This is a genomic window from Streptomyces sp. V4I23, assembly GCF_030817975.1.
GTDB lineage: Bacteria > Actinomycetota > Actinomycetes > Streptomycetales > Streptomycetaceae > Streptomyces.
Window position 1 is genome coordinate 1722543 of sequence record NZ_JAUSZW010000004.1, and the last position, 12111, is coordinate 1734653.

Consider the following 12111-nt stretch of genomic DNA (forward strand, 5'->3'; position numbering starts at 1 on the left):
CAGCCCGCCACTGAACCGCTGCTCAGTGCGGCAACGGTGGTCACAACCTGCCCATGAGGGGTCACAAAGGGTGACCGGTTCCGGTCGTGGGCGCAAGCGATCTCGCCGGAGGTGAGCAAGACTCCGCTCCGGCTTCCCCGTCCGATTTCCGACAGCCGCCACCCGATTTCCGAAACAACCACTCCAGGGAGTGTTCGACATGCGGTACATCGCCAAGAGTCTCGTGCTCGCCACCACGGCGCTCGGGATCGCCGTCGCGCCCGGCACGGGCAGCGCCGGCGCGGCGCAGACCGGCACGCAGAGCCTGTACGCGCCCTCCGCGCTGGTGCTCACCGTGACCGCCGGTGACGACGCCCTGAACGGCAGCGTGCTGCGCGCGGTCACCCTCACCTGCACGCCCAGGGCAGGCGGCACCCACCCGGCCGCCGGCACGGCCTGCGCCGAACTGCGCGCCGGCGGAGCCCGGTTCGAGTCGGTCGTCGCCGCGGACAGCGGCGTCATGTGCACGAAGCAGTGGGACCCGGTGACGGTCACCGCGGACGGCGTGTGGGACGGCAGGCGGATCGCCTTCACGCACACCTTCGCCAACAGCTGTTTCAAGGAAGGAGCCGACGGCGTCGTCTTCGCATTCTGAGCCCGTACGACGGCGGGGCGGCCACGGCGCGTGCGCGCCGTGGCCGCCCCTCGTTCACCGCTGTCCGCCGGTCGTGCGGTGCCTCCTGCCCAGCAGTTCCGCGAGCCCCCGGCGGGTCGCCGCCACGACCACCCTGTCCTCGGGGCGCAGCACATAGCCGGGGTGCAGGTCCCAGACGAGTCCCGCGGCGCCGTCCTCGCCCGAGCGGCGGGCGGTCGCCAGATCGGCGCGCCGGTCGCCGGGAGCCGTGGCGTCCAGCGCGATCACGCGCCAGCGGCCCGGCCGGAACGCCTCCGCCACCGTCAGTCCTTCGAGCCGCGGCTGGCCGGCGACCTCCAGGGCGGCGAACAGCAGCACCTTGCGCTCGACCGGGATCGCCCCGAGGATCTGACGTCCCATCATGGCTCCGGCGAAGGCCGGAGCGGCCAGGGTGGAGACGCTGCGGCTGCGGGTGAGCGCGCCCGGGTGGGCCGAGCGCAGGCTGCGGTAGACGGCGCGGGCGAACTCGTCGTCGTAGATCCGCAGGGCGACCCGCAGATCGGGTCTGGCGGAGCGTGCGTACAGGGCGGCTTCGAGGTTCGTCGTGTCGACGCTGGTGAGGGCGAGCAGGGCATGCGCCCGATGGATCTTCGCGGCCTCCAGCACGCCCTCCTGGGTCACGTCGCCCAGCACGGTCGGCACCCGCAGGCGCCGTACCAGCGGGATGCCGCGCGCCTCGGGGTCCTCCTCGACGCAGACCACGGGGATGCCGAGCTCTCTGAGTTGCATCAGCACCCTGCTGCCGATCTTCCCGAGGCCGAGCAGCACCACATGCCCCGACAGCCCGCGCGGCGGGCGGCGCAGCGCGGAGGCGGTACGGAACGTGCCGAGGGCCTCCAGTGCCGCCGCGACCGTGAGCGGGAGCAGCAGCAGTCCGGCGAGGCCGGTGAGGAGTTGCAGGACCTGGCGGTCGGGGTCCGCGCCGTGGGCGGGGTCGCCCATGCCGAACAGGTCGAGCAGGATGAGGTACATCGCGTGCAGCGGATGGTCGCCGGTGGTGAGCCACGTGGCGACGCCGAGGCCGACGACGGCCGCGCCGAGCCCGGCGAGGGACCAGCGCAGCCGCCGCGAGAAGAGTTGTCCCAGTGGTGCGCCCCGGCCCGAGAACGGCCCGGGTGCGCGGCCGGGTGCGGTGTGCGAGATGGCCTCCAGGACGACGGTGCCGCGCCCGGTGGCCTCCGCGACGCTCCGGTCGTCGGGGAGCAGCCGCGGACCCTCCTGGCCGCTGCGGTCCGAACCCTCCTCGCCCGCCGGGTCGTTGGTGGTCGACGACAGCAGCGCGAGGGTGCACAGCCCGGGGTCGGCGACCTCGCCCCGGGCGGGCGGCGTGCGTTCGACGGCCCGCAGCAGCAGGCCGTCGGCCCGTACCACCTTGCTCGTCCCGGCGATCGCGGTCGCGGCCAGCGCGGGTGCGGCGGTGTCCGCGTCCGACAGGACGGTCGTGGAGGCGTCCAGCTTCTCGGGGTCGATCCCCGGGTCGGCCAACGCGGCCGCCTGGTCGAGGAGTTGTTCGAGGTGCTGGCCGAGTTTGCGGTTGTAGAGGCGGATCACCAGCCGCAGACGCGGGTTGAGGCGGCGGGCGGCGAGCGCGGCCCGGATGTTGGTCTCGTCGTCTTCGTGGACGAGCGCGAGGGCCGCGGCGTCGCCCACCCCGGCCTCCAGCAGCACGTCCTCGTCCAGCTGCGGGGTCTCCAGGACCCGGGGGAGGTCGGGCGGCGGGGTGTCGCCGGGCGCGACGGGCGGGGCGACCGCGCGGGTCATGGCGGCCGACACCCGCCCGAACAGCGCGGAGGCCCTCGCCCTGCCCGGCGACGACGGTTCGGAGCCTCGCGGCGCTCCCGCCGCGGGCACGACGAGTGTGACCCGCTCCCGGTAGACCTCGCGCAGTTCGGCGGCGAGCCGGTGCGCCAGCGTGTCGTCGCCACACACGATCATGTGGCCCGGCGTGACGGGCAGTTGCGTCTGCTGCGGGAAGGTGGAGCTCACACCCCATAGAGTGCCGTGCGCCTCCGGGCGGTTGCGCCGGGGGGCGGGTCAGCGGGTCTCCAGCGCCTTCGCCACCGCCGCGAAGAAGTCCGCGTGGGCGCGGGCGCTGCAGGGGAGTTCGGGATTCCACGGCACGACGCGGGAGCGTGCCGTGGTGGCCCACCGGCCGCCGGGCCCGGCCAGGCGGTGCATCGGCACGGCATTGGCGCGCACGTCCACCAGGACGACGTCGGGCTCCAGTCGCTCCGCCGCCGTCCAGTCGGTGGTGGACCAACTGACGCCGGGACCGGGGCCGGGCTCGGCCATGCGCACCCCGTGCCCGGTCAGGGCCCGCAGGTCGGGCCACGCGGTGGGCCGGGCCAGGTGCACGGTGTCGTCGCCGGCGGGTGACAGGGCGAGGACGCGGACCTCGGGCGCCCGGGCCGCGGCGGCGCTCAACCGCGTTCGCGCGCCGGTCAGTCCGGCCGCCGCCGTCGCGTCCTCGCCGGCGCCGAGCGAGGCGGCCAGTCCTTCGAACCGTTCCCGCGTTCCGTCGAGCGGGCGCCCCTGCCCGACGTCCAGGACGACGAGGGGAACACGCTCCTCGAGGTGCTTGGCCGCGTCGGGGTCGAGCCCGTAGACGTGGTCGGAGCCGTACGCCACCGCCACCACGAGGTCCGGAGCGGAGCGCAGGAGGTCGTCGGCTCTCAGCCCGGGCCCCGGGCCGAGGTAGTCGGCGGTCCCGATCGGCAGGGCTCCGGCCTTGACGGGGTCGGCGTCGGCGCCGTCGTGGGCGGAGCCGAAGACGCTCGCCGGCCGTAAGCCGTGGTCGTACAGGGTGGCCCCCGCCTGTATGTACGCGGTGATCCGCGCCGGGGTGCGCGGCGCGGTGGCCAGGCGGCCGCGGTCGTCCAGGAACTGCCATCCGTCGTCGTACGCCATTGCGCCTCCACTCGGTCATCGGCACGTGCGTCGCCGATTCCCTGCCCCGGCGGGGCGCTTCGTACGCGCCGGGCCGCCCTTCAGCGGTCGGTCGGCTCATGGCCGCCCGCCCGGAACACGAACACCGTCGGCTCGGCCTCGTCCAGCTCGCGCGAGTGCCCGCGTATATGCCTCGGCGTCCGGTCCCGGCGTCCTACTCGGCTCTCCCCGGCGTCGGCCGGCCTCGAAGCGGCAGCCGCCGGGCGTCCGATTCGTTCAACACCGCGGTGTCCCGGCCGCCCTACGGTGACGACATGACTCCACGACTCGACGCCATCGGCCTCGTCGTCTCCGACATGGCCGCCTCCCTCGCCTTCTACCGCCGCCTCGGCCTCACCGTCCCCGCCGACGCGGACTCCGCCCCGCACGTGGAGGCGACCCTGCCCGGCGGATTGCGGGTGCTGTGGGACACCGAGGAGACCGTCCGCTCCTTCGATCACTGCTGGACCCGCCCGTCCGGCGGCGATCGCATCGGGCTCTGCTTCCGGTGCGACAGCCCCGCCGAGGTCGACGCCGTCTACGACGAGCTGGTGTCCGCCGGCCACCGGGGCCACCTCGAGCCGTGGGACGCGGTGTGGGGGCAGCGTTACGCGGTGGTGCTCGACCCGGACGGCATGGGCGTCTCCCTCTTCGCCGACGCCGCGTAGGAGCTGAGGGTGGTGCCGGCCAGGGCACGCATCTCCCGGGCCAGGTGCGCCTGGTCGGCGCAGCCCGCCGCGAGCGCCGCATCGGCGTAGGGGACGCCGGAGCGGACCAGTCTGAGCGCGCGCTGGAGCCTCAGGATGCGGGCCAGCGTCTTGGGGCCGTAGCCGAAGGCGTCCAGGGAGCGCCGGTGCAGCTGCCGGGCGCCGAGTCCGGCCGCCTCCGCCGCGGCCGCGACGGTGCCGCCCGCGTCCAGGTGACCGACGACCCGCGTGAGCAGCGGGTCAGGCGGCGGCGCCTGCGCGGCCCGGGCGAGCGCCACGGCCTCCAGCCCGTCGGCGGGGCAGGCCGCGTCGCCGACGCGTTCGGCGAGTCGGCGGGCCTGCGCCGTACCCCACAGATCGGCCGGCGCCACCCGCGGGTCACGCAGTTCGTGGGCCGGGACGCCGAAGAACGCGGGCGCGGCGCCGGGCGCGAAGCGCAGGCCCGCCCAGAGTGCTCCGGCCTCGCCGTCCGGGGTGTGGGCAGCGGTGTCGGGGCCCGCGACGAGCAGCCGGTCCCCGTTCCACAGCAGGTCCATGCAGCCGTCGGGGAGCACCGGATGCACCGGGCCGTCGTGCCCGTGCACGGTCCTGGTCCAGACGACGGCGCCGTCCAGGCGTGAGGGCCGTTCCTGGTACATACGACCGAGGACAGGACGGGGTCCGGCGGTCAGGCGTGGCCGTCCTGCCCGTCGTCGCGGGTCTGGTCCCTGCCGTTGCCGCGGCCGCTGTCCTTGCCGCTGTCCCGCCCGGTGTGCAGGCGGGACCTCACGTCGTCCGGCGGCAGGAACCTCGACCAGCGCTCGGGGAACTCGGACGGCATGTCGCCGCCGTCCTCGTCCCCGTCCTCGTCGTCCTCGTACACCAGGGCCGCCCTCGCCCGCGCGAGCAGCTCGGCGGCGTCCGCGGCGCGGGCGCGCTCGTTGGCGGCGCGGGCCGCGGCCGTGGCGACCGAGGGCCAGACGCGGTCGATGGCAGCGTTGACGGCGGCGCCGACGAGGACGGCGAAGGCGGAGATGCCTATCCACAGCAGGAAGGCGATGGGCGCCGCGAGCGAGCCGTAGATCGTGGGGCCCTCGACGGTGCTGGTCAGGTAGATGCGGAGCAGGAAGCTGCCGAGCACCCACATCCCGAGCGCCACGAGCGCTCCCGGCACGTCCTCCACCCAGGGCGACCGCACGGGCACGGACACGTGGTACAGGGTGGTGAGGAAGGCGATCGACAGCAGGATCACCACCGGCCAGTAGAGGAACTCCACCACTTCCGTGCCCCACGGCATCAGCTCCACCACCCGGTCCGGGCCGACGACGGCGAGCGGCAGCACCACCGCGCCGATCAGCAGGGCGATGATGTAGAGCAGGAACGCCAGGAGCCTCGTCGCGACGATGCCCCGGTGCCCGTCCAGCCCGTACATGACGGTGATGGTGTCGATGAAGACGTTGACCGCGCGGGAGCCCGACCAGAGGGCGATGGCGAAACCGATGGAGATGAGGTCCGGCCTGCCGCCGTGGGTGACGTCCTCCAGCAGCGGTTTGGCGATGTCGTTGACGCCCCGGTCGGAGAGCACGGTGCCGACCGCGGTGAGGATGTTCTTCTCGATCGAGGCGACGGTGGTGGTGTCGGTCCAGTCGTCGATGTAGCCGAGCAGGCCCAGAAGGCCGAGCATCAGCGGCGGCACCGACAGCAGCGTGAAGAACGCCGCCTCGGCGGCCAGGCCCAGGATCCGGTACTCGATGCAGGAATTGACGGTGTCCTTGAGCAGCAGCCACGCCATCTTCCGCTTGGAGACGTTGCGGTAGAGGACTCGGGCTCGGTGGAGCCGCCCATGGGGCCGCTCGGGTGTTTCATTTGCTGCCTGCACCTCCTTACCGTATCGGCATGGCAGACAGCACCCACACAGTGACCAACCAGGCTCCGCCCCTGGTGGGGTACGACGTCTACAGCGCCGACCGCGCTCTCGCGGAAGCGGTCGACCGGCACGTGGCCCCCGAGCTCCGGGACGAGGTGCGCGAGGAGCTGTCCGCACTCGGGCAGACGGCGGGCTCGGCACAGGCCCAGGAATGGGGGACGCAGGCCAACGAGAACCCGCCGAAGCTGCGCACCCACGACCGGTACGGGAACCGGATCGACGAGGTCGAGTTCCATCCGGCCTGGCACCGGCTGCTCGGGCACAGCGTCTCGGCGGGCCTGGTGAACGCCTGGAACAGGCCTGCCGGGCACGTGCGCCGGGCCGCCGGATTCCTGGTGTGGACCCAGGCCGAGGCGGGGCACGGCTGCCCCCTGTCGATGACGCACGCCTCGGTGCCCGCCCTGCGGACGGATCCGGCGCTCGCCGCGGTGTGGGAGCCGCGGCTGACGTCGACGGTGTACGAGGAGGGCCTGCGCCCGGCGGCCGAGAAGGCGGGTTCGCTGTTCGGGATGGGCATGACCGAGAAGCAGGGCGGCAGCGACGTGCGCGCGAACACCACGCGCGCCGAGCCGCTGGCCGCCGACGGCGAGTACGTGCTGACCGGTCACAAATGGTTCTGCTCCGCGCCGATGAGCGACGGTTTCCTGGTCCTCGCGCAGGCGGCTGGGGGCACCTCCCGTGCCGAAGGCCACGGGGGAGGGCTGACCTGCTTCCTGGTGCCCCGGGTGCTGGAGGACGGGACGCGCAACGTCTTCAGGATCCAGCGGCTCAAGGACAAGCTCGGCAACCGGTCCAACGCGTCCGGCGAGGTGGAGTTCGACGGCACGTGGGGCAGGCGGGTCGGCGACGAGGGCCGCGGGGTGCGCACCATCATCGAGATGGTGGCCGCGACCCGGCTCGACTGCGTCCTCGGCTCGGCCGCCCTGATGCGGCAGGGAGTGGCGCAGGCCGTGCACCACGCGACGTACCGCAGCGCCTTCGGCGGGCTGCTCGTCGACAAGCCGCTGATGCGCAACGTGCTGGCCGATCTGGCGCTCGAGTCGGAGGCGGCGACGACGCTGGGACTGCGGCTGGCCGCGGCGTACGACGCGGACACCGAGGAGGAGCGGGCGTTCCTGCGGCTCGCGGTGCCCGCGGCCAAGTACTGGGTGACCAAGCGGTGCACGCCGGTCGCGGCCGAGGCCCTGGAGTGCCTGGGCGGCAACGGCTACGTGGAGGAGTCGGGCATGCCCCGGCTGCTGCGCGAGTCGCCGCTCAACTCGATCTGGGAGGGCTCGGGCAACGTCCAGGCCCTGGACGTGCTGCGCGCGCTGCAGAGGGAGCCGCAGGCGCTGAACGCCTTCCTCCAGGAGGTCGGCACGGCGCGGGGCGCTGACCACCGGCTGGACGCGGCGATCAAGGATCTGCTGACGGAGCTCGCCGACCTGGACGGCATCGAGGCGCGGGCGCGGCGGCTCGTCGAGCGCATGGCGCTGGTGCTGCAGGGGTCGCTGCTGGTGCGTTGGGCTCCCCCGGAGGTGGCCGACGCGTTCTGCGCCTCGCGGCTGGGCGGTGACTGGGGAGCGGCGTTCGGGACGCTGCCGCACTCGCTGGACCTGGCCTCGGTGGTGGAGCGGGCGCGCGCCTCGGTGTGACGTCGAACGGGCGCGGGCCGTGGTGCGACGGCCCGCGCCCGTGACGTTAGTTGGGTGGTGCTGCGCCGACACGGCACCACCCACACCGGCGGACCGGTGTTGCGTCACCTTCGTACATGCGCACGCCCGTTCGCGACGGTTGCAAAGGGTTGCATCCTTGTGTGGCATATGGCGGCGCACTGTGCCCGGAAGCGAGGCAGGATTGCCGGGCACGCCCCTGCCACCCCCCGCTCCGGACGCTGGCGTCATCGAGGAGGACCCAGTGCACAACACATCGCTCGACCTGGTGAGGCTCGCGACCATGGACACCGCTGAGGCCCTCCGGCTGCTGAAGGGCGTACGGGACGCGGCGCTCTCCGGGCGCCGGCCGCAGGTGGGCCCGCGCACGGACATCGACGAGTCGTGGCAGCGGATGCTGCGCGGCGGGGTGGACCCGGACAAGGACCGCAGGGCCGGGGTGCTGCCACTGGAGGAGATCGAACGCCGCAGGCTGTCCTCGCCGCTGCTGGACGTGCTGCCGGTGCTCCGCGACGGTCTCGTGTCCATCGCGGAGGCGGCGCAGCACATCATGGTCGTCTCGGACGCGGAGGGCCGGCTGCTGTGGCGGGAGGGCAGCTCGCCCGTGCTGCGCAAGGGCGACGGGCACGGCTTCGTCCTGGGCGCGGACTGGTCCGAGGGTCTGGTCGGCACGAACGGCGTCGGCACCGCCCTCGTGACCCGCCGCCCCGTCCAGGTGCACTCGGCCGAGCACTTCGTCGCCACCCACCACACCTGGACCTGCGCGGGCGCCCCGGTCACCGATCCGCGCGACGGGAAACTGATCGGCGTCGTCGACATCAGCGGACCGCTGTCCACGATGCATCCGGCCACGCTCGCCCTCGTCACCTCGGTCACCAAGCTCGCCGAGGCCGAGTTGCGCAACCGCCACCACGAGGCGCTGGACCGGCTGCGCAGTGCGGCGGCGCCGCTGCTGGGCCGGATCGGCGGCCGGGCGCTGGCGGTGGACGGCAACGGCTGGCCCGCAGCGGTGACCGGAATGGCTCCGCCGGGCAGGCTGGCGCTGCCGAAGGCGGTGCGCGCCGGGCGGCTGTGGCTGCCGTCGCTGGGGATGTGTTCGGTGGAACCGCTGCCCAGCGGCTGGCTGGTGCGGGTGGACGAGGACGACGCCGGGCCGGTGGCGCCGGGCCGGGTGGTGCTGGATCTGAGCAGGCCCCGGCGGCCCTCGGTACGGGTGTCGGGCGGCTGCGGAAGCTGGACGTACGAGCTCAGTCCCCGCCATGCCGAGCTGCTGTACCTGCTCGCGCTGCACCGGGACGGGCGCAGCGCGGCGCAGCTGGCGGAGGACCTCTTCGGGGACCGGACGCGGACGGTGACCGTGCGGGCGGAGATGTCGCGGCTGCGGCGCCATCTCGCCCAGGTGCTGGCGCACCGCCCGTACCGGTTCACCGAGGAGCTGGAGGTGGAGGTGGTGGCGCCGGACCGGCCCGGCGACCTGCTGCCGCACTCGACGGCTCCGGCGGTCCGGCGGGCCCGGGCGGCCTGACCGGGACCGCCGGTCCGCTGCCTGACCGGCGCTTGGCCGGAACCCGCCGTCGTGATTGTCTGGCGCGCATGAGCATCACTGTGACCACCTGGTCCCTGGAGCAGACGTCGCCCGCCGACCAGCGGCCGGCGTCGGTGCCCGACGGAGACATACGGATCGTCCGGGCCGAGGTCCCCTCGCCCGAGTTCAGCCGCTTCCTCTACACGGCCGTCGGCGGGGACATCCACTGGACGGACCGCCTGGGCATGACCTACGCCGACTGGCAGGAGTGGCTGGAGCGTCCGGGCGTCGAGACGTGGGTGGCGTACGACAAGGGGACGCCGGCCGGCTACGTCGAGCTCCAGGCACAGGACGAGGGCGCGGTGGAGATCGTCTACTTCGGGCTGGTCCCGGCCTTCCGGGGCCGGCGGATCGGCGGGCACCTGCTGTCGTACGGCGTCGCCCGGGCCTGGGACCTGGCCGACCGCTGGCCGGGGCTCGCGCAGACCAAGCGGGTGTGGCTGCACACCTGCTCCAAGGACGGCCCGCACGCGATGGACAACTATCTGCGCCGCGGCTTCACGGTCTTCGACACCAAGGTCGAGGAGGAAGAAGGGGACCCGGCGGCGGCTCCCGGCCCCTGGCCCGGCGCGGGCCTCTGAAGCGGCCCCTGCTCTCCTGACCGCCCCCGAGCGGTGTCCGCCGGCAACGGCTCCCCGGCACCGGCCCGGCGGCCGCTCCGCGGTGACCCATGACACACTGTCTCGCGATGCGGGACAGTGTTGTCCACATCTTGGATAGCGGTGGACTGGGTCCAAACTCCCATGACACGCTTCCGTCATGTCTAGCACTGGAATTGCCTTGGTGAGTCGGCGGCACGTCGACCTCGGCCGCATGTCCAGCGCCATCTGTCCGGCCTGCTGACAGCCCAGCACAGCCGCGCTTTCCCCCTGCTTCACCCGCCCTGCGCACTGTCGCGCCCTCGCCGCGAGTGTGCAGCTCAGAGCCGCCCTCCTGCAGTCTCGAAGGACATACCGCCATGGCCGCCACCCCTGAAAAGCCCGTCTCCGCCACGTCGCGACGCAAGGCCGGACGCCACCGCGGCGAGGGCCAGTGGGCCATGGGGCACCACACGCCGCTCAACGGCAACGAGCAGACCAAGAAGGACGACGACGGTCTCAATGTGCGGACACGCATTGAGACGATCTACGCCCATCGCGGCTTCGACTCCATCGACGGCGCCGACCTGCGCGGACGTATGCGCTGGTGGGGCCTGTACACCCAGCGCAAGCCCGGGATCGACGGCGGCAAGACGGCGATTCTGGAGCCGGAGGAGCTGGACGACGAGTTCTTCATGCTGCGGGTGCGCATCGACGGTGGCCGGCTGACCACCGAGCAGCTGCGCGTCATCGGCGAGATCTCGCAGGAGTTCGCGCGCGGCACCGCCGACCTCACCGACCGGCAGAACGTCCAGTACCACTGGATCCGCATCGAGGACGTCCCCGAGATCTGGCGCCGCCTGGAGGCCGTCGGCCTGTCGACGACCGAGGCGTGCGGCGACACCCCGCGGACGATCCTCGGTTCCCCGGTGGCCGGCATCGCCGAGGACGAGATCGTCGACGGCAGCCCGGCCATCGACGAGATCCACCGCCGGTTCATCGGCAACAAGGACTTCTCCAACCTGCCGCGCAAGTTCAAGACCGCGATCTCCGGCTCCCCGCTGCTGGACGTGGCGCACGAGATCAACGACGTCGCCTTCGTCGGGGTGAACCACCCCGAGCACGGTCCGGGCTTCGACCTGTGGGTGGGCGGCGGCCTGTCCACCAACCCGAAGCTGGGTGTGCGCCTCGGTGCCTGGGTTCCCCTGGACGAGGTCCCGGACGCCTGGGAAGGCGTCATCTCGATCTTCCGGGACTACGGCTACCGCCGCCTGCGCAACCGCGCCCGCCTGAAGTTCCTCGTCGCCGACTGGGGCGCCGAGAAGTTCCGCCAGGTGCTCGAGGACGAGTACCTGAAGCGCAAGCTGGTCGACGGCCCCGCTCCCGAGCAGCCGGTCGAGCACTGGCGCGACCACGTCGGCGTCCACCGACAGCAGGACGGCCGCTTCTACGTCGGCTTCGCCCCGCGGGTGGGCCGCGTCGACGGCACCACCCTCACCAAGATCGCCGATCTGGCGGCGGCGCACGGCTCCGGCCGGCTGCGCACCACCGTCGAGCAGAAGATGATCGTGCTCGACGTCGCCGAGGACCAGGTCGACTCGCTCGTCTCCGGCCTCGAAGCACTGGACCTCCAGGTCAAGCCGTCGCCGTTCCGGCGGGGCACCATGGCCTGCACCGGCATCGAGTTCTGCAAGCTGGCGATCGTCGAGACGAAGGGCCGCGGCTCCGCGCTCATCGACGAACTGGAGCGGCGCCTCCCCGAGTTCGACCAGCCCATCACCATCAACATCAACGGCTGCCCCAACGCCTGCGCGCGTATCCAGGTCGCGGACATCGGTCTCAAGGGCCAGCTGGTCCTCGACGACGAGGGCAACCAGGTCGAGGGATACCAGGTGCACCTGGGCGGCGCGCTGGGTCTGGAGGCCGCCTTCGGCCGCAAGGTGCGCGGCCTGAAGGTCACCTCCGCCGAGCTGCCCGACTACGTGGAGCGGGTCCTCAAGCGCTTCGAGGCGGAGCGCGAGGACGGCGAGCGCTTCGCCACGTGGGCGGCGCGCGCGAGCGAGGAGGCCCTGTCGTGAGCGACGC

The 12111-nt window shown here is 73.1% G+C and carries 11 protein-coding genes; 7 read left to right on the top strand and 4 right to left on the bottom strand.

Translation table 11 applies throughout. From position 1 onward, the window contains the following. Nucleotides 1-199 precede the first annotated feature (199 nt). Entirely contained in the window at nt 200-634 is a 435-nt protein-coding gene (locus tag QFZ82_RS09975; protein ID WP_307712818.1) for a subtilase-type protease inhibitor, read from the top strand. A 54-nt stretch (nt 635-688) separates the two neighbouring features. Here QFZ82_RS09975 and QFZ82_RS09980 read toward each other — a convergent pair whose 3' ends face one another. Both QFZ82_RS09980 and QFZ82_RS09985 read right to left on the bottom strand, forming a co-directional pair. Beyond that, on the bottom strand, nt 689-2608 hold the full coding sequence (locus tag QFZ82_RS09980; protein ID WP_307717681.1) for an NAD(P)-binding protein: 1920 nt from the start codon (nt 2606-2608) through the stop codon (nt 689-691). Between the two features lie 99 nt (nt 2609-2707). Further along, nucleotides 2708-3580, bottom strand: a complete 873-nt coding sequence (locus QFZ82_RS09985) for an ABC transporter substrate-binding protein (protein WP_307712819.1) — start codon at nt 3578-3580, stop codon at nt 2708-2710. 293 nt (nt 3581-3873) lie between these two features. Between QFZ82_RS09985 and QFZ82_RS09990 the strand changes: the two genes are divergently transcribed. Further along, nucleotides 3874-4266, top strand: a complete 393-nt coding sequence (locus QFZ82_RS09990; protein ID WP_307712820.1) for a VOC family protein — start codon at nt 3874-3876, stop codon at nt 4264-4266. On the opposite strand, the gene QFZ82_RS09995 is transcribed toward QFZ82_RS09990, so the two are convergent. Both QFZ82_RS09995 and QFZ82_RS10000 read right to left on the bottom strand, forming a co-directional pair. Continuing rightward, the gene (locus tag QFZ82_RS09995; protein ID WP_307712821.1) at nt 4206-4943 is read right to left on the bottom strand and encodes a helix-turn-helix domain-containing protein; all 738 of its coding nucleotides are present in this window, start codon (nt 4941-4943) and stop codon (nt 4206-4208) included. The genes QFZ82_RS09990 and QFZ82_RS09995 overlap by 61 nt on opposite strands. Before the next feature lie 29 nt (nt 4944-4972). After that, nucleotides 4973-6163, bottom strand: coding sequence for a YihY/virulence factor BrkB family protein (locus QFZ82_RS10000; protein WP_307712822.1), 1191 nt, complete (start codon nt 6161-6163; stop codon nt 4973-4975). A 17-nt stretch (nt 6164-6180) separates the two neighbouring features. Here QFZ82_RS10000 and QFZ82_RS10005 point away from each other — a divergent pair, with 17 nt between their 5' ends. The 5 genes from QFZ82_RS10005 (at nt 6181) to QFZ82_RS10020 (ending at nt 12104) form a co-directional block, all read left to right on the top strand. Continuing rightward, complete coding sequence (locus tag QFZ82_RS10005; RefSeq protein WP_307712823.1) at nt 6181-7845, top strand: acyl-CoA dehydrogenase family protein; 1665 nt, start codon at nt 6181-6183, stop codon at nt 7843-7845. 301 nt (nt 7846-8146) lie between these two features. Further along, nucleotides 8147-9388: a GAF domain-containing protein gene (locus QFZ82_RS10010; RefSeq protein WP_373429410.1), complete on the top strand. Its 1242-nt coding sequence runs from the start codon at nt 8147-8149 to the stop codon at nt 9386-9388. A gap of 68 nt (nt 9389-9456) precedes the next feature. Further along, complete coding sequence (locus QFZ82_RS10015; protein ID WP_307712825.1) at nt 9457-10029, top strand: GNAT family N-acetyltransferase; 573 nt, start codon at nt 9457-9459, stop codon at nt 10027-10029. Nucleotides 10030-10207: 178 nt separating this feature from the next. Continuing rightward, on the top strand, nt 10208-10291 hold the full coding sequence (locus QFZ82_RS39730) for a putative leader peptide (protein WP_310650533.1): 84 nt from the start codon (nt 10208-10210) through the stop codon (nt 10289-10291). Nucleotides 10292-10406: 115 nt separating this feature from the next. Next, nucleotides 10407-12104 carry a nitrite/sulfite reductase gene (locus QFZ82_RS10020; protein WP_307712826.1) on the top strand — a complete coding sequence of 566 codons (1698 nt, stop codon included), beginning with the start codon at nt 10407-10409 and terminating at the stop codon, nt 12102-12104. Nucleotides 12105-12111 lie beyond the last annotated feature (7 nt).